We start from the raw sequence: 25,058 nt of genomic DNA on the forward strand, positions 1-25,058 counted from the left end.
GCACAGGGAAGAAGAGTCCTGGACTGAAAGCTCTTCTGTAAGGTTTTTGGCTGAAGAACACCCAGGAGTTACCACCGAAAGGATTGTATAGCCAAGTAGGCTGGTACGGCACGACACCGTTATTGTCGACTTGAGAGGAACATTTTATGTTCAATCAGGGTGGCACCACGGGAATATCTCCCGTCCCTGGCAATGCTTTAGCATGCCAGGGACGGGATTTTGTTTTTTGCTAGATCATTCTGATGTATAAGGGTAAACCAAACTTTCGCCAAGCTTTTATAGACGTCGGCGGAAGACAAGTTTTCAATTGATTGTTGCAAGGAGGTTTACATTGTGTTAACAACCAGGCCCAGAGGAACAAATGACATTTTACCCGGAGAAGTGGAAAAGTGGCAGTTCCTTGAGCAACTCACACGGCAGGTGTGTAGAGAATATGGATACGGTGAAATTCGTACCCCTATATTTGAGCATACAGAGTTATTTGCCAGGGGAGTTGGCGAAACCACAGATATTGTAGAAAAGGAAATGTATACCTTTACTGACCGGGGTGATCGGAGCATTACTTTGAGGCCGGAAGGTACAGCCTCCACTGTAAGGGCCTATGTAGAGAATAAGCTGCATGCCCTTCCTCAACCGGTAAAGTTATATTATACAGGTCCTATGTTTCGCTATGATCGTCCACAGGCAGGGCGATACCGTCAATTTCACCAATTCGGGGTTGAGGTTTTTGGGTCCAATGATCCTGCCATCGATGCAGAAGTTATTGCTATGGCAATGGATATCTATCATAGAATCGGTCTGCAAAATCTTAAACTACATATTAACAGTGTGGGTTGTCCGGAATGCCGTCCTGTTTTAAGACAAAGACTCCAAGAATATTTTAAGCCCCACCTAAGTAATCTTTGTTCTAATTGTCAGGGACGCTATGAAAGAAACCCGTTACGTATATTAGATTGCAAGAGTGAAAAATGCCAAGAAATAGGACAGTCTGCTCCCACTACATTGGACGTTCTGTGTCCGGAATGTAATAGCCATTTCGAGTCTGTCAAGACTTATCTGGATGCTGTGGGGGTTTCTTACATTATTGATAATCGACTGGTCCGAGGGTTGGATTATTATACCCGTACTGCTTTTGAAATTATGACACAGGACATTGGTGCCCAGAGTTCCATTGGTGGTGGCGGACGCTACAATGGTTTGATTGAGGAATGCGGTGGACCGGCAACTCCGGGCATTGGCTTTGCACTGGGGCTTGAGCGTATTCTGCTTACGGCCGAGCGTCAGGGTATTACCTTCCCCATAACTAGAGGACCTCAGGTTTATATTGCCACAGTGGGTAGCGGCATAGAAAGACAGGCCTTTGCGTTACTTCAGGATTTACGGCGACAGGGTATTGCGGCCGAGAAGGATTACCTGGGCCGTAGTCTGAAGGCACAGATGAAATTTGCAGGCAAACTGGATACCAGGTTCGTTGTCATTTTGGGGGAAGAGGAATTTGACCGGGGAGTTGCTGTGGTAAGGGATATGCAGGCAGGTGAACAGCAAGAGGTATCCCTGAGGGAATTGGTTTTATTTATTAAAGCTCGGACTTAGGAAGTAAAAATAATTATTATATAGAAAGTATTGGAGGTACTAGAGATGTCTGCTGAATCTATGAATGGACTTCATCGTACTTTATACTGTGGTGAATTGCATAAGCAACATGAAGGCCAGGAAGTTACACTGATGGGGTGGGTGCAAAGACGTCGAGACCATGGGGGCCTAATCTTTGTAGATCTGAGGGATCGTTCCGGCATTGTTCAGGTTGTTTTTAGCCCGGAAGTAGATCAAGAAGCCTTTAAAAAGGCTGAAGGGGTTCGAAATGAGTATGTCCTGGCAGTGGTCGGAAGGGTAAACGGTCGTCCGGAGGGAACCATTAATCCTAATATGGCCACTGGAGAAGTGGAAGTTTACGCACATACCTTACGGTTACTAAACCGTGCCAAAACGCCCCCTTTCTATATTGAAGATAACATCGAAGTGGATGAGAACCTGCGTCTGCGTTATCGTTATCTTGATTTGCGCCGGCCAGAAATGCATAAGGCTATGATGCTACGCCATCGGGCCTCTAAGAGTATCAGGGATTTCCTGGATCAACATGGCTTTTTGGAAATTGAAACACCCATGTTAACCAAGAGTACCCCCGAAGGGGCCAGGGACTATTTAGTGCCCAGTAGGGTAAACCCCGGTAAATTTTATGCCTTACCCCAATCTCCCCAGCTTTTTAAACAAATTTTAATGTTAGCTGGTATGGAGCGTTATTTCCAAATTGTACGCTGTTTCCGGGACGAAGACCTGCGGGCGGACCGTCAACCGGAATTTACCCAAATCGACTTGGAAATGTCCTTTGTGGAAGCAGAAGATGTTATGGGCCTCATGGAACAAATGATTGCCGAAGTATGCAGTGATACCATCGGTGTCAAAATAAGCACACCTATCCCGCGTCTTTCCTATCAGGAGGCTATGGATCGTTTCGGTTCGGACAAACCTGACACTCGCTTTGGGCTAGAGTTAAAGGATATAACACCCATTGCTGCCCAGTGTGGTTTTAAAGTATTTAACAGTACAGTAGCTGGTGGAGGGCAGATTAAGGGAATCAATGCAAAGGGCTGTGCCAGTTTCTCACGGAAAGAAATTGACGATTTAACAGCCTTCGTAGCTGTTTATAAAGCTAAGGGTTTAGCTTACTTTATTATTAATGAAGATGGGTCGGTAAAATCGGCCATTGCTAAGTTCTTTACTGAAGAAGAGATTGCTGCCATCAAGGATAAAATGGAAGCACAACCTGGAGATTTACTGTTATTCGTGGCAGATAAACCTGCGGTTGTAGCTGCCTCTTTGGGGGCGTTACGGGTCCACCTGGCGGAACGCTTGGAGCTGATTCCCCAGGGAATGTGGAATTTCCTTTGGGTAACTGATTTCCCATTACTGGAGTACGATTCCGAAGCAGGACGTTTCTTTGCTATGCACCACCCATTTACATCACCGGCGGAGGAAGATCTGCCACTGCTGGAGAGCAATCCTGGTAAGGTTCGTGCCCGTGCCTATGATATGGTATTGAACGGTGTAGAAATTGGTGGAGGTAGTATTCGTATCCACCGTAGGGATATACAGGAGCTAATGTTTAAAGCCCTGGGTATGAGTCAAGAGGAAGCAAAGGAGAAATTTGGCTTTATGTTAGAGGCCTTTGAATACGGTGCTCCTCCCCATGGTGGGCTGGCCTTTGGTTTAGACCGTCTAGTCATGTTATTGGCCGGTAAAGACAGTATCCGTGATGTAATTGCCTTTCCCAAAACTGCCAGCGCAACCTGTTTGATGACCCAAGCACCGGATGTGGTGGATCCTGCCCAACTGGCAGAACTTCATATTCGTAGCACGGCTCCGGTTAAAAAGAGTAATTAATTGTTAACGGTTGAAGTTGAAAGTGTGGGTAATTCTAAGAGGAACCCACACTTTTTTATTTTTAATTATGGATATTCTTGGAAGTTGAGAGGTCTTGCGAAATAATTAAAGGTGTGTTAACATAATCTTAAATAAGTTCCTTCTTGAACAAGCATAATTTACCCTGCTTTGTGCGTGGGTTATCTGGGGTTTTGAGCCAACATTTTGCAAAACGGGAGTCCGGTTTCACGCAAGGAAATGTAGACCTTACATTGTATAAGGAAACAGGAAACTGCGGAAGGGCACCCACCTGTTGGAGAACAGGTTCAAAAAACCTTAGGTAACAAACACGGCATGGTGGGGTTTCCTATTGATGCTAAAGCAAACACCTCTTCCGAGGTGTTTTTTTATTTTAGAATTAAGGACTTCCCCACATGTAGAGGCTATCAGGACCAGGTGTCCTTTTGAGTATGGCACACCCTAAAGGGAATAACCTAAGGGTTACAAGTGAACAAGCCAAGTTTTTTAATCTCCTCCCTTTTTAAGGATCTTTTAAGGTTAAGGCCTTAGAATTAATGTATAAAATGAAGAGGAGGAGAACAAAATGTCTTTGCATTGGGAAAAGTTTAAAAAACCCTATGGATTTCTTCTGGCCCAAATAGGTTTCATTATTTTATTATTTGTCATTGCTATCCATTTCTCCAGCAACCAACTACATATGCTGTCTCTTGGGAATGGAACTGCAATGGCTCAGCAGCAATCAGATGGGTTTATTCGACCTGCTAATATTTCTGATGTTGTAAAGCAAACTGCACCAGCAGTGGTAAAAATTGAAACTATTATACAAACCAACATAAATACAAACCCCTATATAAACGACCCCTTTTTCAGGCAATTTTTCGGGAATCGGAGCCTGCCCAGTACACAGGTTCAAAAAGGAATGGGGTCTGGATTTATTGTTTCTGAAGATGGTTATATTATAACCAATAACCATGTTATTGAAGGAGCTACACAAATTCAAGTTACACTGACCACCAATAAGAGTTATCAGGCTAAGGTGGTTGGGTCAGATAGAGAATTGGATTTAGCAGTTTTAAAAATTAATCCAGATAATCAGTTAAAAACTCTTAAACTGGGAAACTCTGATCAAGCAGAAGTGGGAGACTGGGTAATTGCCATTGGCAACCCCTATGGTTTAGATCACACGGTAACAGTGGGGGTTATTAGTGCCAAGGGAAGGCCTGTAAGCATAGAAGATAAGAACTTCCGTAACCTTTTACAAACCGATGCCTCTATTAACCCAGGAAATTCCGGGGGTCCTTTAATTAATTTGCAAGGTGAAGTTGTGGGAGTTAATACGGCTGTAAATGCCCAGGCCCAAGGAATTGGTTTTGCTATACCATCAACAACAGTTGCATCTGTGTATAACCAATTGATTACAAAAGGAACAGTATCACACCCTTATTTAGGAGTAAATATTCAACCTACGCAAGATCAAAGGGGTGTGCTGGTTTCTGGCATTGTTCCGGACAGTCCTGCCAACGAAGCAGGTTTGCAAGTGGGGGATGTTATAGTAAAGTTTAAGGATATAAATTTGACGAACCCACAGGAACTTCTTGATGCGGTGGCTGAGTCCAGGGTGGGGGAAAAAGTTTCCCTTGTAATTGTGAGATCTGGACAAATGAAAGAAATTCAGGTAATAATGGGAGATAAAAGTAACCAAAAATTTTAAAGTATAAATGGAGTCACTATGATTTAAGTGAGGGGAGTTTATGGGTGCCAGGGTCTTGGTTATTGATGACGACCCTAAAATAACGGCCATGTTACAGAGGGCCTTAACCTATGAAGGATACAGGGTAGAGGTAGCTAACGATGGTTATAAGGGAATGAATATGGCAAAGGAAAACCCTCCAGAGCTATTGATACTGGATATTATGTTACCTGGTTTGGACGGTTGGGAGATTTGCCAGCGATTTAGAAAAGATAATTTCACCCCTATTTTAATCCTCAGTGCCAGGGATGAAGTGGAAAGTAAGGTAAAAGGTCTTAATTTAGGAGCAGATGATTATTTAGGTAAACCCTTTGCATTGGAAGAACTGCTGGCTCGTGTTCAGGCTTTGCTAAGGCGAAGGATAACTGCCAATAAAGTTATTCAATTTTCGGACCTGAAAATGGATCTAGAAGCCAGGGAAGTACGTAGAGCAGGAAATTTACTTACCCTTACATCCCGGGAGTTTGATTTGCTAGCTCATTTTATGCATCATCCGAATCAAGTATTAACTAGGGAGCAAATTATAGATCGAGTTTGGGGCTTGGACTTCACCGGAGGCTCCAATGTTCTGGAAGTCTATATTAATATGCTGCGACAGAAGATCGAAGACTATGGGTCAAGGATTATACATACGGTACGGGGAGTTGGCTATGTTCTGAAGGAGCAGGGATAATGACAATTAGACTTAAACTTACATTATGGTACAGCATTGTAGTAAGCTTAACTTTAATCGTTTTCTCCTTTATTATCTATACTTTTCTTTCCTATAGCTTGGCACAGGAAATTGACAGAGATTTGGCAGGTCGAGCCGTTGGTGTTATACGTTCTATTCGGGTTGTGGAAACTAGCTTTCTAACACCTCAAAAAATTGTGCTACCGGACGTGGATGTGTTTGGCTACCCCAATACCTATTTGCAGGTCGTGGATATGGACGGGCGTTTGGTGGCAAAATCCAGTAATTTGTTTAACCGGAATGTTCCCCTCAATGAAGATACCCTTCAACAGGCGAAGAACGGTGAGAGTTTTTATGAATGGGTTGAGGTAGGAAAACAAAGGATGCGTATATATAATTACCCTTTACTGGCCCAAAATCGGGTAGTGGGGTTGCTTCAGGTGGGACAACCCTACTCAGGGGCACAGATAGCTTTGAACCGACTTCGCTGGCTCTTATGGTTTTTTAGTGGATTGATGATCTTGGCTGCTGCTACCATAGGGTGGTGGCTGGCCAAGGTAGCTCTTAAACCTGTAGAAAACATTACAGAGACTGCAGCATCCATTCGCCATAGTTTGAATTTACAACAAAGGATTGCCTATGAAGGACCCAAAGATGAACTGGGGCGACTGGTGGCAACCTTAAACAGTATGCTTGATAGCCTCGAAACGGCCTATCAAGAGCTGGCTGATTCCCATGTAGCCCAAAGAAGATTCGTAGCTGACGTCTCCCATGAATTAAAAACACCTCTTACAACCATTCGGGGAAATATAGATTTAATACGTAGAATGGGTGAAGAACATCCGGATATCCGGCAGGAAGCGATGGAGGATATAGCCTCGGAGGCAGAACGTATGAGCCGGTTAGTTCTGGACATGTTGGTGCTGGCCCGGGCAGATGCGGGTCTTACCCTACCGCTTGAGCCTGTTTTTCTTAGTAAAGTCATACAACAGGTTGGGAGGCAGGCCAAGCTATTAGCCAAAGATATTGAGTTTAAAATCACTGTGGAAGAAAGCTGTGAGCAAGTTCAAATCCTGGCGGATACTGACTATGTTAAGCAACTTGTACTTATACTATTGGATAATGCTTTTAAATACACTGCAAGTCCGGGTGTAGTTGAGCTGCTTGTGCATTGTACCCATGAACATGTTAAAATTCATGTGAAAGATAACGGAGTGGGAATTGAACAGGCTGAACTGGAGCATATTTTTGAACGTTTTTACCGGTCGGATAAATCTAGACCGGTGGGAGGAAGTGGTTTAGGATTGTCCATCGCCAAGTGGATTGCCGAACAACACCAAGCCACCATAACCGTTAACAGTATTTTGCATAAAGGAAGCACTTTTATAATAACGTTTCCGATCTTTCAGTCTACTCTAAATTAAGTATTAGGAGGTTTCCGTGAATCTGCATAGATTTTCTAGAACAGAGATGTTGATAGGGGAAGAAGGTTTAGCCAAACTGGCTGCTGCCAAGGTGATTGTCTTTGGGGTAGGTGGGGTTGGTTCTTATACGGTGGAAGCTCTGGCCCGGGCGGGGGTTGGCGAATTAACTTTAGTAGATTTTGATACCGTCGATATTACCAATATTAATCGACAGCTACATGCTATGGACAACACCATTGGGCAATATAAGGTTGATTTAATGGCTGAAAGGGTACAATTGATTAATCCCCAGGCGAAAGTACTTCCACTAAAAATGTTCTACACTCCGGAAAATGGCGATGATTTACTCACAAAGGGTTATACTTATGTGATAGATGCCATTGATAATGTAACGGGTAAAATTGATATTATACAAAGATGTTATAAAAATAATATATCGGTGATATCCTGTATGGGTGCAGGAAATAAACTGGATCCTGCAGCCTTTCGGGTGGCAGATATCTCAGAAACCTCCGTGGATCCCCTAGCTAGGGTTATTCGACGGGAGTTAAGGAAACATGATATTCATAAAGGGGTGAAAGTGGTCTTTTCACTGGAATCGCCCCTCGTACCCAGAACAAAGCTAACCAAGGCAAAAAATGATACTGAAGTTGGAGCAAGGCAAAAATCCCTGGCACCGGGCAGCATATCCTTTGTGCCGGCGGCAGCGGGACTTATTATGGCCGGAGCGGTTGTCAGAGAGATAATACAAGTTTAATAATGGCTAACTGTATTTGACAAGGAGTCATGAAGAAAATATAATTGTTTTCGTCCCTTTAGGAACATCCTAAAGGTCTAAAAAAGGATAGGGAGATGTGTTTATGGCCGAAAACATAGTGGGTTTGACAGATGACAACTTCAAAAACACAATCCAAGCGGAACAATTACCGGTATTAGTTGACTTTTGGGCTAACTGGTGTGGACCTTGCAAAATGATTGCTCCGGAAGTTGAAGGTTTGGCTGCAGAATTTGAAGGTCAGGTACTAGTGTGCAAGTTGAACGTAGACGAAAGCAGAGAAACTCCAAATAGCTTGGGTGTCATGAGCATCCCAACTCTAATCCTTTTTAAGAATGGTCAAGAAGTAGAACGAACAATCGGCTTTCGAAAGAAAGAGGAACTGAGGGGTCTAATCAAAAAATATCTCTAATTAGTTTGTAGGGTATATACTGCTTAGTTTTCCAGAAAGTCTTTTAATTAAAAATAAACTTATTTGAATAGTACCACCCAAAAGGTGGTATTTTTTTATATTAGATTTTCTAAGTTTTAAACTTGAGTGTTTTGGTCGGAATTAATATTGACAACCCAAAAAACAAATGGTATTATATCCCCAGAAAACCGAGTGGTTTACTTGGGATTGTAAGGGGGGGATGTTACTTGCGGCTGTCCACAAAGGGTCATTATGGACTTAAGGCAATGTTTGACTTGGCCATGCATTATGGGTCCGAGCCAATCCCCTTAAAGGTAGTGGCCGAGCGGCAAAATATATCCGAACATTACCTGGAGCAACTAATTGCAGTTTTGCGAAAGGTGGGTCTTGTAAAAAGTATTCGGGGAGCGCAAGGTGGCTATATATTGGCCAAGCCTCCTTCAGATATAAAGGTGGGGGATGTTGTGAGGGCCTTGGAAGGTCCCATTGCTCCACTGGATTGTGTAAGTGAATTGGAACCAACTGTCTGCGAAAAGGTTGATTATTGTATTTCAAGGGATATATGGGCTAGGGTGAGGGACAGCATAGCGGAGGTATTGGATTCCATAACCTTGGAGGATATGTGCCTGGAGGCGCAAAAGGCGCAAAGTAATCAGATTGAGTCAAAACATATATAAGGTATTATAAGGAGGAGCAAACCATGCGAAAAGTTTATTTCGACCACTCAGCAACAACTCCTGTTGATCCTGCTGTTGTAGAAGAGATGATGAAATACTTAACCGAACATTTCGGTAATCCCTCCAGCATCCATGCCTTCGGACGTGAAGCCAGGAAGGCCGTAGAAAAAGCACGTCAACAGGTGGCAACAGCCATTGGAGCATCCAGTGTGGGCGAAATCAGCTTCACTAGCTGTGGCACAGAATCTGATAATATGGCCATTCGTGGTGTAGCCTATGCAAATCGTCAAAAGGGTAACCATATTATTACCACTGCTGCAGAACATAGTGCTGTCTTAGCCTGCTGTAAACAATTGGAGAGAGAAGGCTTTTCTGTAACTGTTTTACCTTTGGATGAATACGGCAGAGTAACTGCACAGCAGGTTGCTGATGCTATTACTGATAAAACGATTTTAATTTCTGTTATGCATGCTAATAATGAAATTGGTACCATTATGCCCATTAGGGAAATCAGTGAAGTTGCTAGGGCCAAAAGGATTCTTTTCCATACAGACGCGGTACAAAGTGTTGGCAAAATTCCTGTAAATGTAGATGAACTGGGAGTGGATTTGCTGACCTTGTCTGGACATAAAATATATGGTCCTAAGGGTATTGGGGCCATGTACATTCGTAAAGGTACTTTCTGGCAACCCATTACCTTTGGTGGTGGACAGGAACGCCGGCGGCGTCCAGGGACTGAAAATGTGGCAGGTATTGTTGGCCTGGGCAAAGCCATCGAAATGGCAACAGAAAATATGTATGCTGATGCTGAAAGACTGTCCAAATATAGAGATCGCATTATCACAGAGGTTCTTGAAAAAATCCCTAATACCATCTTGACTGGTCACCCTCAGGAACGCCTGCCAAACCATGTAAGCTTCTGCTTCCGGTTTATTGAAGGCGAATCCATGCTTCTTATGTTGGATATGAAGGGTATTGCCATTTCCAGTGGTTCTGCCTGTACTTCCGGTTCGCTGGAACCTTCCCACGTGTTGACAGCTATTGGCCTATCTAAGGAAGTGGCCCACGGATCCCTGCGCTTGACCATGGGTAAAATCAATACTGAGGAGGATGTAGAATACTTCCTGGAGGTACTGCCCCCCATTATTGAGAGATTAAGAGAAATGTCCCCACTCAGTGAAGGATGCAATCCCTGTGCTTGCAGTTCTTGTACTGTTCATGACGATGATCACCACCATGATCATGGGGAATTTGAAGACGAGTTTTAATAATTATTGTATTGGGAGCAAGGAGGTCTACTTATGTACACTGAAAAAGTAATGGATCATTTTACCAATCCCCGTAATGTAGGAGAAATTGAGAATGCTGATGGTATCGGTCAGGTTGGAAACCCCAGTTGTGGGGATATAATGAAAATAACACTTAAGGTAGAAGATAATATAATTAAGGATATTAAATTTAAAACCTTTGGTTGTGGGGCAGCCGTTGCTACCAGTAGCATGGTAACAGAAATGGCCATGGGTAAAACCATTGATGAAGCCCTTACCATTACTAACAAAGCTGTAGCAGAGGCCCTCGAAGGACTCCCTCCGGCTAAGATGCACTGTTCCAATTTGGCTGCAGATGCTTTAAAGGTGGCCATTGAAGACTACTTGAAAAAACAAAATGTGTAGGTGATGCCTTTTGGCAATCCAAAAAAGAGTGCTAGTGGCTATGAGCGGCGGGGTTGACAGTTCAGTTACCGCCGCCCTTTTACAACAGCAGGGTTATGATATAGTAGGTGTAACCATGCAGATATGGGATCCCGAGGTTACAGTGGTGGGGGATGATTATGTGGGTTGCTGCTCCCTCACAGCTGTTGATGATGCACGCAGAGTAGCAAATGTCCTAGGTATCCCTTATTATGTGCTTAATTTCCGAGAACTTTTTACAGAAAAAGTAATTCAGTACTTTGTGGATGAATATTTTCAAGGTCGTACACCCAATCCTTGCATTGCCTGCAATCGTTTTATTAAATTTGAAGCTCTCTTGCAAAGGGCTCGTCAGATGGGATTTGATTATATTGCCACCGGGCATTATGCAAGGTTAGGCTATAGTGAGGAATTCCAACGTTATACGGTAAAAAAGGCCCTAGATGATAAAAAAGATCAAAGCTATGTCCTTTATGGTTTTACACAGGACCAAATTGCCCATACACTCATGCCACTGGCCGATTATACGAAGGATCAGGTACGTGGCATTGCAAAAGAAATGGGATTACCCACCTATTCAAAACCGGAAAGCCAAGAAATTTGTTTTGTTCATGATAACAATTACCGTAATTTCTTGGATGAAAGATCCCAAGGGGGGATTAAACCAGGACCCTTTAAGGATTTGGCAGGGAATGTTCTGGGGGAGCATAAAGGAATACCCTTTTACACCATTGGTCAACGTAGGGGGCTTGGCTTAGCAACCGGAGAACGGACCTACGTTATAGACATTGACCCGGATAATAATGTGGTAACCGTGGGGTCGGAGGAGGCCATCTGGGGAACGGAATTGATTGCATCTGAAAACAATTTCATCCTGTTTGAAAATCTTACTGGGCCCCAGGAGTTGGAGGCACAGGTTCGCTACAACAGTAAGCCATCTCCCGCAATTATCGAGCCCTATGGGGAAGGTTTAGTTAAGGTAACCTTTAAATATCCCCAGCGCGCTATTACACCCGGACAAGCCGTGGTTTATTACCAAGGGGATTATTTAGTGGGTGGCGGAACCATTGAAAAGACCATAAAACAAAAGAATTAGAAACCTACTAAAGAGTGCTAAAAGGCACTCTTTTTTTTAACTAAGCCAATATATTTTGAAATTTTACTAAAAATGCTATTGGCATTGCATATTTAAAGATAGAGCAAGGATAGATTGTTGATTATTTAATAATACTTCCAGCCAGTGCATTTTTAGTCTATTCAATGGTAATAATAGATCACAGTAGGATTTAAAAAGGGGGCCCATTAACGTGAATTGCCCGATTTGTGGTGGTAAAGCCACTGGTAAAGTTGGCATTGACCAATATTATTGTTGGGACTGCTGTGTGGAATACCGTTTAAAAAAAGAAGGTGTAGATGTTTTTGAGGTGGCTGAGGATGGTAGTTTAGTTTCCTTTGACCCGCACAATACAGGCTTATACTAGTCTAGGGGGTGATTTGAACATGGGATTCTGGAGGGGTGTTATAACAGGGAGTTTGCTTGGTGCAGCAATGGGTATGGTCTTTAAACCACAATGTAAACCTGAAGGTTTATTTTTGAAAAATACTCAAACTGCCAGCCGTCGTGCACAGAAGATGATGAAGGGTATGACCAAGAAGGTAAATGATATAGTCAAGTAAATGAAGAGAGTGGGGACTCTGGTCCTCACTTTTTATACTCTCAGCCTTAAATTTTTATATGGTTTCAAGGAGTGTAAGCCAGATAAATTTTGTGTTGCAAGGAGGAACCTATGGCCTGGTGGAAGGAAAAGTGTACCTATCGTTATCTTTTTCTTTCTTTTTTAATTGGTCTTATTTTATTTTTTCTATACCTTATCAGGGGGCTATTTGTCCCTTTTATCCTTGCTATCGTACTGGTATACATGCTGAATCCTTTAGTTGAACGCATGGAGAAACGGGGTTCTCCTAGGGTAGTGGCAATCTTAATTCTTTATCTAGGGGTTGTTATTGTGGCAACCAGCCTACTTATGTATGGAGTCCCTAGGATGGTCAATCAATTGGAAAAAATGGTAGAAAATATACCCCTTTATACTGACCAAGTAGAGGAGATAGTACGCAATATTCAAAAACGTTTTGCTGATAGTTCTATGCCCCCGGGTGTACAACAGATAGTGGATGAACGAATTCGCTGGGTTGAATCAAGGGTTTTAGCTATAGTCCGAAAATCAATGGATCTATTAATGGCATTATTAAGTAATTTGTTTTATATTGCACTGGCCCCGGTTTTAGCCTTTTATATTATGAAGGATCTAAAACTGATCAAAAATTGGACTCGCTCCATTGTACCCAAAGAACTGGTTGAAGATGTTTTTTACTTGGCCAGGAAAGTAGATGATGTTTTTTCTAATTTTATCCGAGGGCACTTAACGGTAGTTGTTATTGTTGGTATTTTATCGAGCTTAGCTTTCATGGTTATTGGCCTGGAATTTGCTGCGATGTTTGGGATTATTGCAGGCATAGCTGAGCTAATTCCTTACTTTGGCCCCTTGATTGGTGCTGCACCGGCAGTGGGTATCGCCTTGTTACATTCAAAATATATGACACTGAAGGTGATATTGGCAGTTTTGATTATTCAGCAGGTGGAGGGAAATATCATATCTCCTAAAATTATGGGCAATTGTATGGGACTTCATCCCCTTGTCATTATTGTTGCCTTGCTGGCAGGGGGGCACTTGTTTGGTATTGCAGGTATGCTTTTAGCAGTACCACTGGCTGCCATTATTAAAATAATTGTTTCTTTTGTTTGGAGAAAATTAATTTAACCAAAGACAGCTTATGATGATTGAGGATACCCCCAGTTAGCTTGACCACTGCATAAAATTACTATAAGATATAAATATTTGAAGGATAATGTAGTAAAGTGCCGTATAACCCGGTTTATTCACCAATTAGGAGGTAATTTAAATTGTTGACCGGAAAAGAAATTAGAGAGAAATATCTGCGTTTTTTTGAGCAGCGAGGCCATCAAATTTTGCCCAGTGCTTCATTGATACCCCACAATGATCCCAGTATTCTCTGGACTGCTGCGGGAATGGTCCCTTTTAAACCCTTTTTTACAGGACAGGCTGTGCCAGAATATCAAAGGGTAACAACTTGTCAGAAATGTATTCGAACACCGGACATTGAATCTGTAGGACGCACAGCCAGGCACCATACATTTTTTGAAATGTTGGGTAATTTCTCCTTTGGTGACTATTTTAAAGAAAGTATTATTCCCTGGGCTTGGGAATTTATTACCAAAGAGCTTAACTTACCAAAGGAAAAACTTTGGATTACTATCTATCAAGATGATGATGAAGCCTTTGAAATATGGAATAAGGTTGTTGGGATACCGTCTGAACGGATTGTTCGTCTAGGGAAAGACACTAACTTCTGGGAAATTGGGGTGGGTCCCTGTGGTCCCTGTTCCGAAATCTATGTTGACTTAGGAGAAGCCAGGGGCTGTGGTTCCCCAGAATGTCAGGTTGGCTGCGATTGTGACCGATTCCTGGAAATCTGGAACCTAGTATTCATCCAGTTCTTCCGGGATGAAGAAGGCAATTATTCCCCTCTGGAGAATAAAGGTATTGATACAGGCATGGGTTTGGAGCGTGTGGCTTCCGTACTACAGGGAGTGGCATCCAACTTTGATACCGATATTTTCAGAGAAATCATGGACTTCACAGCCAACCTAGCAGGGCAAGAATATGGGCAGAAAGCAGATATTGATTTAGCGTTAAAAGTTATTGCTGACCACTGCCGGGCCGTTACCTTTGCAGTAAGTGATGGGGCCCTGCCTGGCAATGAAGGCCGTGGCTATGTTATCCGGCGTCTGTTGCGCCGGGCAGTTCGCTTTGGTAGAGTATTAGGTGTGCGCGAACCCTTCCTATATAAAGTTGCCCAGGCTGTTATTAAGCAAATGCAAGATGCCTACCCCGAGCTTAAGCAGAAGGCTGAACACGTATTGCGTGTAATTCGCACAGAGGAAGAACGCTTCTTGGAAACGCTGGCAGCGGGTAGTGATATTCTTTCTGCCTTAATTAACGAAGCAAAGGCCAGCGGTGCCAGTGAAATCACCGGAGATGATGCATTTAAATTATATGATACCTTTGGTTTTCCTCTGGAACTAACTCAAGAAATTGCCGAGGAACAGGGATTGGCAGTAGATGTTGAGGTCTTTAATGCGGCCATGGAAGAACAGCGCAAACGGGCCCGTAGTGCCAGACAAGAAACCGAGTACTTATCAGAACGAGGTGTCCTATATAAGGCTTTACGGGAGGAACTGGGAGAAACCAGATTTATTGGCTACAGTGCTCTGGAAGCTGACTCCAATATCATGGCTCTTCTGAAGGATGGAATGCAGGAAATATCAGCGGTGGCAGGAGAGGAAGTGGAAATTGTCCTAGATGTAACTCCCTGCTATGCGGAATCCGGTGGTCAGGTAGCGGATCACGCCATCTTAAGGGGTCCGGACTTAGAAGTTGAAATAACATCCGTGAATAAACCCGTGGAGGGCTTAGTCATTCACCGGGGCAAAGTACTTTCCGGTATCATTAAGAGACACGACTCTGTCAAAGCCATTGTTGACCAACCTAGGCGTCAAGATACAGCAAGAAACCACTCTGCTACTCACCTGTTGCATAAAGCTCTCAAAGAGGTATTGGGTGACCATGTAAACCAAGCAGGTTCCTTAGTGGAGCCCGATCGCCTGCGCTTTGACTTTACCCACTATGCAGCAGTAACTTCAGAAGAACTTCGCCGCATAGAAGAGATTGTTAATGAAGCTGTACTGTCCAATCTTTCCATCGAAGTCTTTGAAACATCTCTTTCTAAGGCTAAGGAAATGGGAGCTGCAGCACTCTTTGGTGAGAAGTACGGCAAGCAGGTACGGGTTGTCAAGATGGGTGACTTTAGCATGGAACTATGCGGGGGCACTCATTTAACATCCACTGCTGAGGTTGGACTGTTTAAAATTTTCAATGAGACCAGTGTAGGAGCCGGGTTACGCCGTATTGAAGCTGTGACTGGTACCGGTGTTTTAAAGTATCTTAAGGCCAAAGAAGAACAGCTAGAAGAAATTGCTTCTGTTATTAAAAGCCCCATGCATGAATTAGTTCGACGTTCAGAAGCTCTGGTTCAGCAAAACAAATCCCTTGAGCAGGAAATTGAAGCACTTAGAAATAAACTAGCCAAATCCGAGGTTCAAGATATTCTAGGTAATATCAAGCGCGCTAAAGAAGTACCTGTATTGGCTTCAGTGGTAGCTGCCCCGGATATGGATAATTTACGTGGGATGGTGGATATGTTACGAGACAAAATGGGCAGTGGTGTTATCCTGCTGGGAAGTACAGCCGGAGAAAAGGTAAATTTAGTGGCAGCAGTAACCAAGGATCTTCATGGACAGGGGCTTCATGCTGGTAATCTGGTAAAGGAAATTGCTAAAATGGTCGGCGGCGGTGGTGGCGGCAGGCCAGATATGGCCCAAGCAGGGGGTAAAAACCCGGAAAAATTACAAGAAGCCATTGATCAAGTTTGCCGCGTTGTGGAAGGACAAATAAAGTAAATTTAGGGAGATAGAGCATCTCCCTATTTCTTTGATAAATACACAATCTTAACTTTTCTTCCAAAATTATTTTAATAGATTATATAAAATTTGTTGACATTAAGAAGGAAATATAAATTGTTAAGCGAATTATTTTTATGACTATAAATAATTAATTATGCAGACTAACAAGTCAGTTTTATGTTATTAAGCCCAGCGGTGATATGTCAAGAGAATGATTCTAAAAAATTGGAAATTAATTTAACAAAAGTGTACCCTATACCCTAAAAAAGGGTATACAAAATAAGCCCACCAGTTAAGCAAAGAAAAATTCCCTTTAAATGGTGTAAATGGAAAAGAGAGTAGATTTTAGGGTAAAGACGTTACCCCCTCCTCTCTGGTGAAGTGTACAGTTGCCTGGTGTTTAGTAGCGAAAACACCAACCGTACCAGTTTTCTAGCGGTTAAGACGAGAGCCCTTTTATGTTTGTGTTTTGGTACTTCATCATATTTCTTTTGGTAGAAGTCTTTGTACTCAGGAACATGCTTCCGTACAGAATCAGCAGCCTGAATTAAGTAATAACGAAGATACTTGTTCCCGGTCCTGGTTCTGCTGGTATCTTCGGCTTCAAATTCACCTGATTGATGTTGGTTCCAAGTTAAACCGGCATATTTAGCCAGAGCATTATGGTCTTTAAAGCGTTGGATATCTCCGGTTTCTGCCATGATTCCGGCGGTAAAAACATCTCCAATCCCTTTAACGGAAGTTAAAGTTTGGGGAAGGCCCTTCATGATTTTGGCGATTTCTTTGTCCAGTTTTTTCACTTCCGATTCCATATGTTTAATTACATTAAGCATAGTGGCCAAAGAAATATTCACAGGGTCAGCCATCGCCTTGTTCAGTCGATAAGAAGACCGGGCAATTTTTTGAAGATAAAGAGCAATTTCCTCCGGATTATCGAAACGGTTTTTCCCTTTATCCTTTAAGAAATCAACCAGTTCTTCCATAGACATGGCTACAATTTGTTCCGGTTCTAGTTCTTGGATAACAGCAAGACAGGTGCTGCCAAAAAGATTGGAAAATGGGTTATCCTGGCGTAAACCACTAAACTTTAAGAAGACCTGATTAAGAAAATAGGTTTTGTCCCGAGTGATATTTTGCATCAGGTGAAATCGTGTCCTTGTAAGCCTCTGCAAAGCCTCGTATTGAATAATGTCTTTCATGGCATGAGGTAGTCGACCAAAACGAAGGTGGTCTGCAATTACCCAGGCATCGATGCGGTCGTTCTTTGGGAGGGTGTCATACCCCTTTTTGAAACGGGCCACTTTTCGTGCATTAAGAACGTAAATCTGTGTATCTTTTTGGGGGCAAGTGGTTTGAAGCTGTTCTTGCAAATAGTGAGCAAGGTGCCAACCCAGATTTGAAGTTGCCTCCATACCAATTCGAAGGGATTGACTTTTGATTCTATCAGATGTATCAACAATCTTTTGAATGAGGGTGTCGGCCCCCTGCCGATTGTTGTGAATAGAAAAAGAAGCCAATGCCCCTCCGTCTCCATCCATAAATTGTACATGGTGAGACTGTAAGCTAACGTCTATTCCCACCAACATTTGTGACATAGGATCACCTCCCTGTTCTAAAAAATCAGGTTGGTCTCAGACCTGGGTGCCCATGGGAACCATCGAAAGCTGCCTCGTCATCAGCACTCATCATTAACATGAAGACAATTCGGGGTGCTACTCCCCCTTCATGGAAAGAGGTGCAACCAGCGGTTAGATCATCGATGATGGATCATGGGTAGCAGGCTTATTAAGCAGTACCAAAAGGTCCGCAAGGAGGGAAAGAAATATCCCGAGAACAACCTGTTAATCCCATTGTCCCATGGGGAGGTCTGAACTGCCAGACAATAATTGGAAGTGTAAAAAAGGCAATAGAAAACCGACCCGGTCAGGAAACCTCAAAAGAAATCTCCAGGGGGCCGGCATTAAGAATCACAATATCTTAAATTATGGAGCTGTAGTTATTAGTATCTACTCTCCCTGATCAGGGATTGACTGTGGATAATCTTGTATGTTTTCTAAACATCACCACCATATTTAGGGTACTTAGACTCAGTTTAGACAATGACCTTATCCACATAAACAATAGCCGCGCGACTGACTGGTACCATTATTGCACCCAGTGTGGAATTGGTTATCATTTTAGCTGGTCTCGATACCCGTTATCGAGAACCGGTTCTCATACATGGACTCCACCTTATTCCATTTATGGAAATTAGGTTTGTCCAGTGAATCTATTACTATTATACGAGGAGGAATTAATTGATGAAGAGGATATTTAAGACTGTTTTAACTGGCTTAACGATCCTGGCATTGGCCTTAGTTGCAGTGGGCTGCACAGGGAAAGAAGAAGCCAAATCACCGGCACAGGATACTGGTAAGAAGAAACTGGTGGCTGCTGCGGATGCTACCTTTGCCCCCTTTGAATTTACCGATTCCAGTGGAAAGTATGTAGGTTTTGATTTAGACTTAATTGCAGCCATTGCAGAAGAAATGGGCTATGAATTAGAGTTCCAGAGTATTGCTTTTGACGGTATAATTCCTGCCTTGCAAAGTAGCCAGATTGATTGTGCGGCCACAGCCATGACCATTACCCCCGAACGTTCAAAGGCTGTTAATTTTAGTGATCCCTATTATAAGGCTGGTCAAATTGTTGTTGTAAAAACCGAGAACAATGATATTAAGGGTGTTAATGATTTAAAAGGCAAAACAATTGCCGTACAAAGTGGTACCACAGGTGCAATGGAAGCTGAAAAGGCCACTGACAAGAAGAAAGTTATCTACTTTACTGGTGCTGACCAGGCCCTTCAGGAGTTGAAAAATGGCGCTGCCAATGCGGTAATAATTGACTACCCGGTTGCAGCTTATTTCATTCAGCAAGGTAACAAGGATGTTAAACTTGTAGGCGATATCATGTCCGCTGAAGAGTATGGCATTGCTGTTCCTAAGGACAAGGAGCAGATTTTAGCTGATGTAAATGCTGGTCTAAAAAAGATCAAAGAAAACGGTAAGTATGCAGAAATCTATAAAAAATGGTTTGGCGAAGAACCCAGAAGTTAATAGCAAGTTAGAAAGAGAGACAATTTGTCTCTCTTTTTGCGTGTATGGAACCTAATTTACTAAATCTTCATATGATAAAAAATCAAAAGCTTTGTTTATACGGAAGGGGGGTTCTTTCGTGTTTTTTCAACCAAGAAAGCCCAGTCCACCGCCAAAGGGGATGCCCGTGGGGACAGGGATACCGGGAATTAACTTAAGCCTTGATGTAAACCATGTTCAAGTGCTTGGAACTTTACTGATGATGGGCTTAAGCCGTCAACCAGGGTTTAAAGAGCAAATGGAAGAGTTTATGCTTTTTATGCAGAGAATGCAAGAAGCAGCAGAAACAATTTCGGTACAAATGGAAAATGTTTATCAGGAATATGCCAAGGTTAAGGCAAAGGCAGTAAAAACAAATCAAGAAAATGTTCAACAAAAAGCAGGTCGACGGCAAGAAGGTTTAACATATGTAAACCCACTGCTACAACACCTTCTACGATTAATGTCTTATTAGAGCACCGTATAAACGGTGCTTTTTTATGGTAATAAAAATTAAAAAACAAAGTTGAATTTTAGTTTTTTATTTTTGATAATTTAAAGGGGATTGCGGGATTGTGTTGAATTATTATTTCTATAAAAGGTAATATTAGGACTGGGAGGTCTTTGCCATGGCTCAAGATTTTTCTCAAGAAACAGTTATGTTTAAAGTCCAGGCGGAAGAAGTTAACCAGGCCCGTGAAATTCTGCTGGCTGTGTATGCGGCCCTAAAAGAAAAAGGCTACAACCCCATAAATCAATTGGTAGGATATTTGTTATCCGGAGACCCTGCCTATATCACAAGTCATGGGAATGCCCGCAGTTTAATACGCAGGTTAGAGCGGGATGAGTTGCTGGAAGAACTTGTTAAAAATTACCTGGATCAGAAATAACCCCTACATAGGGGTTTGTTTTTGTTAAGAGGTGTAAGCATATGGATTATAGAGAACTAGGGGGAACGGGACTTAAAGTGTCCCGTTTATGCTTTGGGGCCTTGACCATTGGTCCCTTGCAGGCGAAGCTTCCTGTGGAACAAGGGGCTGCTGTAATAAGTAGTGCCTTTGACCGGGGGGTAAATTTTATTGATACGGCTGAATTATATGGTACATACCCCTATATTCGTGAGGCTATTAAAAACAGAAAACAGGAAATAATTATCTGTAGCAAATGCTATGCCTATACCCGGGATGGTATGAAAGAAAGTTTAGAGAGTGCTTTAAAGGGTATCGATCGGGACTATATTGATATTTTTATGCTTCATGAACAGGAGTCACTTCTTACGATCCGTGGACATTGGGAAGCCATTGAGTATCTGTTGGAGGCAAAAGAAAAGGGAATTGTGCGGGCTGTGGGAATTTCAACCCATCATGTGGCTGCTGTAAGGGCTGCTGTGGAAATTCCTGAGATAGAAGTGATTCACCCGATCATTAACAAGGCTGGGGTGGGAATTGCAGATGGAACCGTAGAAGATATGTTGTCAGCTATCCGTAGGGCATATGCTGCGGGTAAAGGTATTTATGGTATGAAAGCATTGGGAGGAGGAAATTTACTTTCCAGTGCCAGGGAGGCATTGGATTTTGTCTTGAGTATTCCGGAATTGCATGCATTTGCAGTGGGGATGCAAAATGTTGACGAAGTGGATTATAATACGCGGTATTTTAGTCATACTTATATACCGGAGGAACTACAAGAGAGGGTGGCCAGGCAGCCTCGTCGATTGCACATCGACGAATGGTGTGAGGGGTGCGGTGCCTGCGTTGAAAAGTGCGGGGCAGCAGCCTTATTTCTAGACGGGGGGAAAGTAAAGGTTAAACCGGAATTATGCCGTCTATGCGGATACTGTGGTGCAGTATGTCCGCTTTTTGCTATTAAAGTTATATAGGAATGGAGCTTTAGCAATGAGAATTATGGGTTTAGATGTGGGTGATAAAACCATTGGAGTTGCCCTGAGTGATCCTTTAGGCTGGACGGCCCAGGGATTGGAAGTTATTCGACGGGATACAATTGAAAAAGATATGAACCGGTTGGCTCAAATTATTAGCGAGTATTCAGTAGAAAGAATTCTAGTGGGAATGCCTAAAAATATGAATGGTACAGTTGGGTCCCAAGGTGAAAAGGTACTGGCTTTTATAGAAAAAGTAAAAGAAAAAATTGACTTACCTATTAAAACCTGGGATGAACGATTGAGTACAGTGGCTGCAGAGAAAATGCTGATACAGGCAGATGTAAGCCGTGGCAAGCGAAAAAAAGTCATTGATAAAATGGCGGCGGCTGTTATCCTCCAAGGGTATCTGGACTCAGGAGCAAAATAAGAAAATTTTCGGTAAAAAAGCTTTAAGGGGATTTTCTTGACATATGATGTGTTTTTGGATACAATACAGACAACTTTTGGAAACGAGGTGCAAATTATGCCAGAACAAGACGAAGTAATTACCCTTATTGATGAGGATGGAGCAGAACATGATTTTAACGTTATTGACGTTATTGAAGTAGAAGGTTCCGAGTATGCAATTTTATTGCCTGTAGAAGATGAATCTGACGAGGCAGTGATTTTGAAATTTGCCAAAGACGAAGACGATAATGAAATTTTAGTAGACATTGAAAGTGATGAAGAGTGGGAAAAAGTTGCCGATGCATGGGAAGAAATGGTAACTGCTGAGGAAGGCGAATAAGCAATAAAGTTTATGACATGGAACCGGACGGTTAAATCGTTCGGTTTTTTATTTTTTAGCATTGCAGAAAATATAAGGGCAAACTAAAACTTCGCCTGTTTGTCTGTGACCATTAGGTAGGGTATAGCATAAGCCGAGTTTTTGTAAAGTAATTTTAGGAATAGCCGATGCATGTCCCTAGTAAGATATAGTTAAGTATGTTCAGGAAGGAGGGGACAGTGCATTGGTGGTTAAGAGAAAAAAGCTTCTAGTTATAGGCCTGCCTATTGTTTTTTTGTTATTAATAATTACTTTTCTGGCATCCCAGATGAGCTTTGCTCCTCGGGACAAAATATTACCAGGTGTATATATGCAGAATATTGAATTGTCTGGGATGGATTATAATCAGGCTATAGCCTCTATAGGAAAACTAGAGCAGCAATTCCAAAAGCCCATTCAAGTAAAGTATAAAGATCAAGCCTGGGTATTACCAATGAGCCAAGTTGGTCTAAAAATTAACTGTAAAAAAGAAGTTCAAAGGGCCCTGGATTTCGGGCGTAAGGGGACCCTCAGACAGCAGTTTTTAGAACGCAGACAGGCCTTTAGGGGTGCTTACCTGAAGCCTGATATTTCCTTGGACAAGAACCTCTTGGAAAAATTAATTGTAACAGACGCAGCGGTCATTATATTGCCACCTCGGGATGCAGGCTTAATTATCCATGCGGATAATCGTGTTGAAGTATCCCCGGGACGTAGCGGCCGATTAGTAGATATTGATCATTTAGAATCAAAAATTATAGAAGCTTTACTAAAGGGCATTAGTTCCCCTATTGAGTTAAAGCTAATAGATGTCCCCCCCATTCGTTCCACGGAACAGGTTAAAGTAATGGGTGTAAATACATTATTAGGAATGTTTTCCACTAAATTTGATCCAAACAAAGTTAATCGGGCTTACAATGTTAGTGTGGCAGCAGCAGCCCTTGACGGTTTGACAGTAAGCCCCCAGGAAGTTATTTCCTTTAACGAAGTGGTGGGTCCTCGAAGTACAGAGGCTGGGTATAAAAATGCCCCGATCATCGTAAACAATGAAATGGTAGATGGCTTGGGCGGTGGTGTATGTCAGGTATCCACTACACTTTATAATGCCGTGTTGTTGGCCAATTTAGAGGTGGTTGAAAGAACCAATCACTCTTTACCCATTCCTTATGTACCAATTGGAAGGGATGCCACAGTGGTGTTTGATTCCATAGACTTTAAATTTAAAAACAATACAAACTATTGGTTGTACATTCAGTCCTATGTTAAGGGTGGCACCCTAATAATTAAAATCTTTGGTAATTCGGAGTATAAGAAGGATGTAGTTATTCGAAGCTGGGTTGAAGAAACCTATGATCCCAAAACTTTGGTTGAGGATGATTATGGAATACCTTTGGGAGATCGGGTAGTGCGACAAAGGGGAGCCAAGGGATACATGGCCACAGGGGAACGAATCATTATGAAAGATAACATAGTCATTAAGGTAGAAAAACTCCCCACCAGTATCTATAAAGCAAGAAACCAAATTATCTCGCAGGGTATGGCACCCATAGGTACCATTCTTAAAAATCCTAATTGACACAAAATCAAGGGGAAAATAGTGAGGTAATCAAGATTCCACCAGAATAATCTGTGGCTTAAAAACATAATTTTAGCCCTTCGTTCAACGAAGGGCTAAAATTAATGTTTATTAACTTACTTTCTTTTGATGTTGTTTTCGATACATGATTAAATCATCTATTGTAACCACGGGTATATTGTTTTTATTAGCAAAGGTTACCACTTCGGGCAAGCGGGCCATAGTACCATCTATGTTAGTTAACTCACAGAGAACACCATAGGGTTGAAGTCCGGCCAATTTCATAAGATCTACCGTTGCTTCTGTGTGCCCCTGACGTTCCAGTACACCACCAGGGCAGGCTCTTAGAGGAAATACATGACCGGGACGGTTAAGATCTTCAGGTTTAGCATTTTCTGCAACGGCTGTTTTTACAGTTTTAACCCGATCAGCCGCAGAAACACCAGTCGTTACTCCGTGAGCTGCTTCAATGGTAACAGTAAAGGCAGTTTTAAACCGACTTGAATTATTCTCTACCATCATCGGAAGACCCAGTGAACGAACTTTCTCATCGGTCAGACAAAGACAAACAATACCACTACACTCCCGTATCAGCATAGCCATCTGAACTTCATTAAGTGTTTGAGCAGGGAATATTAGATCCCCTTCATTTTCCCGATTTTCGTCATCTGTAACCAGTACCCCGTTACCGTTTCGGAGAGATCGGAGTGCTCTCTCTACCCGTTCAAACGGGTCACCAAATTGAGTTAGTAAACTCTGATTCATGGTAAATCCCCCTTTAGTTGATTAATCTACCAGAATCAGGGCGCAAAGACAGACAGCTGCCTAATGTATTACACAAGCAGCATAAGGAAATGGATACCTGTGAATGGTTGCTGACTGCCTTATCCTCTTTCATCCGGACTATACCGTTGGCCCTGGCTTTTCACCAGATCTGCTGTCCTCCTATATAATAAGGAGCGCTCGCGGGCTCCCAGTGTGAACTGGATACCGCCAGTAGGGACTTTCACCCCGCCCTGAGAACAAGTTAATTTAAATATATCACTTTGGTAAGTAATGTCAATATATTTTAAATAATTTGTTAGTATAAGATTCTTTCGAGTTTGCTATAAGATTTGTATATCAATACCATGGTGGCCTTGTATTGGACAAATCACTTAAATGATCACTATGTTATATAAGCCGGTTAGGATATATTAAATCCTTTTTGTAGTTGGTAGGTTTATTGGGAAAGCCA

The 25,058-nt window shown here is 42.4% G+C and carries 24 protein-coding genes, 1 other RNA gene, 1 riboswitch and 1 other annotated feature (1 of these 27 cut by a window edge); of the genes, 23 read left to right on the forward strand and 2 right to left on the reverse strand.

The features are described 5' to 3' along the window. Positions 1-191, forward strand: a binding site (T-box leader); it begins 40 nt to the left of the window's first position. Positions 192-333: 142 nt separating this feature from the next. From hisS to alaS, 16 genes are all read left to right on the forward strand, one after another. Next, the gene (gene hisS / locus DRED_RS04050; protein WP_011877130.1) at positions 334-1,593 is read left to right on the forward strand and encodes a histidine--tRNA ligase; all 1,260 of its coding nucleotides are present in this window, start codon (positions 334-336) and stop codon (positions 1,591-1,593) included. Between the two features lie 45 nt (positions 1,594-1,638). Then, complete coding sequence (gene aspS / locus DRED_RS04055) at positions 1,639-3,441, forward strand: aspartate--tRNA ligase (protein WP_011877131.1); 1,803 nt, start codon at positions 1,639-1,641, stop codon at positions 3,439-3,441. 157 nt (positions 3,442-3,598) lie between these two features. Beyond that, positions 3,599-3,788: non-coding RNA, 6S RNA (ssrS, locus tag DRED_RS18165), on the forward strand. A 236-nt stretch (positions 3,789-4,024) separates the two neighbouring features. Beyond that, positions 4,025-5,152 carry a S1C family serine protease gene (locus DRED_RS04060; RefSeq protein WP_011877132.1) on the forward strand — a complete coding sequence of 376 codons (1,128 nt, stop codon included), beginning with the start codon at positions 4,025-4,027 and terminating at the stop codon, positions 5,150-5,152. 40 nt (positions 5,153-5,192) lie between these two features. Next, positions 5,193-5,864, forward strand: coding sequence for a response regulator transcription factor (locus DRED_RS04065; protein ID WP_011877133.1), 672 nt, complete (start codon positions 5,193-5,195; stop codon positions 5,862-5,864). Next, positions 5,864-7,288: a sensor histidine kinase gene (locus tag DRED_RS04070; RefSeq protein WP_011877134.1), complete on the forward strand. Its 1,425-nt coding sequence runs from the start codon at positions 5,864-5,866 to the stop codon at positions 7,286-7,288. Before DRED_RS04065 ends, DRED_RS04070 begins: the two co-directional genes overlap by 1 nt. A 16-nt stretch (positions 7,289-7,304) precedes the next feature. After that, entirely contained in the window at positions 7,305-8,045 is a 741-nt protein-coding gene (locus DRED_RS04075; RefSeq protein ID WP_011877135.1) for a tRNA threonylcarbamoyladenosine dehydratase, read from the forward strand. 103 nt (positions 8,046-8,148) lie between these two features. Beyond that, on the forward strand, positions 8,149-8,475 hold the full coding sequence (gene trxA, locus DRED_RS04080) for a thioredoxin (RefSeq protein ID WP_011877136.1): 327 nt from the start codon (positions 8,149-8,151) through the stop codon (positions 8,473-8,475). Positions 8,476-8,702: 227 nt separating this feature from the next. Beyond that, positions 8,703-9,152 (forward strand): RrF2 family transcriptional regulator, encoded by a 450-nt coding sequence (locus DRED_RS04085; RefSeq protein ID WP_011877137.1) that lies wholly within the window; start codon positions 8,703-8,705, stop codon positions 9,150-9,152. A 23-nt stretch (positions 9,153-9,175) separates the two neighbouring features. Next, positions 9,176-10,420 (forward strand): cysteine desulfurase NifS, encoded by a 1,245-nt coding sequence (nifS, locus tag DRED_RS04090; protein ID WP_011877138.1) that lies wholly within the window; start codon positions 9,176-9,178, stop codon positions 10,418-10,420. 33 nt (positions 10,421-10,453) lie between these two features. Further along, entirely contained in the window at positions 10,454-10,825 is a 372-nt protein-coding gene (nifU, locus tag DRED_RS04095) for a Fe-S cluster assembly scaffold protein NifU (RefSeq protein ID WP_011877139.1), read from the forward strand. A gap of 10 nt (positions 10,826-10,835) precedes the next feature. Then, positions 10,836-11,939: a tRNA 2-thiouridine(34) synthase MnmA gene (mnmA, locus tag DRED_RS04100; RefSeq protein WP_011877140.1), complete on the forward strand. Its 1,104-nt coding sequence runs from the start codon at positions 10,836-10,838 to the stop codon at positions 11,937-11,939. Positions 11,940-12,150: 211 nt separating this feature from the next. Next, entirely contained in the window at positions 12,151-12,324 is a 174-nt protein-coding gene (locus DRED_RS18960; RefSeq protein WP_011877141.1) for a hypothetical protein, read from the forward strand. 19 nt (positions 12,325-12,343) lie between these two features. After that, positions 12,344-12,520, forward strand: coding sequence for a YtxH domain-containing protein (locus DRED_RS18565; RefSeq protein WP_156779578.1), 177 nt, complete (start codon positions 12,344-12,346; stop codon positions 12,518-12,520). A 110-nt stretch (positions 12,521-12,630) separates the two neighbouring features. Next, positions 12,631-13,662 (forward strand): AI-2E family transporter, encoded by a 1,032-nt coding sequence (locus DRED_RS04105; RefSeq protein WP_011877142.1) that lies wholly within the window; start codon positions 12,631-12,633, stop codon positions 13,660-13,662. 146 nt (positions 13,663-13,808) lie between these two features. Next, a complete protein-coding gene (gene alaS, locus DRED_RS04110; RefSeq protein ID WP_041274779.1) occupies positions 13,809-16,442 on the forward strand; it encodes an alanine--tRNA ligase in 2,634 nt (877 codons plus the stop codon). A 362-nt stretch (positions 16,443-16,804) separates the two neighbouring features. On the opposite strand, the gene DRED_RS04115 is transcribed toward alaS, so the two are convergent. Then, positions 16,805-18,040, reverse strand: a complete 1,236-nt coding sequence (locus DRED_RS04115; RefSeq protein ID WP_011876481.1) for an IS110 family RNA-guided transposase — start codon at positions 18,038-18,040, stop codon at positions 16,805-16,807. A 705-nt stretch (positions 18,041-18,745) separates the two neighbouring features. Here DRED_RS04115 and DRED_RS04120 point away from each other — a divergent pair. The 7 genes from DRED_RS04120 (at position 18,746) to DRED_RS04150 (ending at position 23,821) form a co-directional block, all read left to right on the forward strand. Continuing rightward, positions 18,746-19,540, forward strand: a complete 795-nt coding sequence (locus DRED_RS04120; RefSeq protein WP_011877144.1) for a basic amino acid ABC transporter substrate-binding protein — start codon at positions 18,746-18,748, stop codon at positions 19,538-19,540. Positions 19,541-19,658: 118 nt separating this feature from the next. Beyond that, positions 19,659-20,033, forward strand: coding sequence for a hypothetical protein (locus DRED_RS04125; RefSeq protein ID WP_011877145.1), 375 nt, complete (start codon positions 19,659-19,661; stop codon positions 20,031-20,033). A 154-nt stretch (positions 20,034-20,187) separates the two neighbouring features. Continuing rightward, positions 20,188-20,448 (forward strand): IreB family regulatory phosphoprotein, encoded by a 261-nt coding sequence (locus tag DRED_RS04130; protein ID WP_011877146.1) that lies wholly within the window; start codon positions 20,188-20,190, stop codon positions 20,446-20,448. 41 nt (positions 20,449-20,489) lie between these two features. After that, positions 20,490-21,437, forward strand: coding sequence for an aldo/keto reductase (locus DRED_RS04135; protein WP_011877147.1), 948 nt, complete (start codon positions 20,490-20,492; stop codon positions 21,435-21,437). Between the two features lie 16 nt (positions 21,438-21,453). After that, the gene (ruvX, locus tag DRED_RS04140; protein WP_011877148.1) at positions 21,454-21,867 is read left to right on the forward strand and encodes a Holliday junction resolvase RuvX; all 414 of its coding nucleotides are present in this window, start codon (positions 21,454-21,456) and stop codon (positions 21,865-21,867) included. Between the two features lie 96 nt (positions 21,868-21,963). After that, positions 21,964-22,227, forward strand: a complete 264-nt coding sequence (locus tag DRED_RS04145; protein ID WP_011877149.1) for a DUF1292 domain-containing protein — start codon at positions 21,964-21,966, stop codon at positions 22,225-22,227. A gap of 226 nt (positions 22,228-22,453) precedes the next feature. Then, positions 22,454-23,821, forward strand: a complete 1,368-nt coding sequence (locus DRED_RS04150) for a VanW family protein (RefSeq protein ID WP_041274780.1) — start codon at positions 22,454-22,456, stop codon at positions 23,819-23,821. Between the two features lie 111 nt (positions 23,822-23,932). Here DRED_RS04150 and ribB read toward each other — a convergent pair whose 3' ends face one another. After that, positions 23,933-24,586 carry a 3,4-dihydroxy-2-butanone-4-phosphate synthase gene (gene ribB, locus DRED_RS04155; protein ID WP_011877151.1) on the reverse strand — a complete coding sequence of 218 codons (654 nt, stop codon included), beginning with the start codon at positions 24,584-24,586 and terminating at the stop codon, positions 23,933-23,935. 117 nt (positions 24,587-24,703) lie between these two features. Then, positions 24,704-24,849: riboswitch (FMN riboswitch) on the reverse strand. Positions 24,850-25,058 lie beyond the last annotated feature (209 nt).

This window comes from Desulforamulus reducens MI-1 (genome assembly GCF_000016165.1).
GTDB lineage: Bacteria > Bacillota > Desulfotomaculia > Desulfotomaculales > Desulfotomaculaceae > Desulfotomaculum > Desulfotomaculum reducens.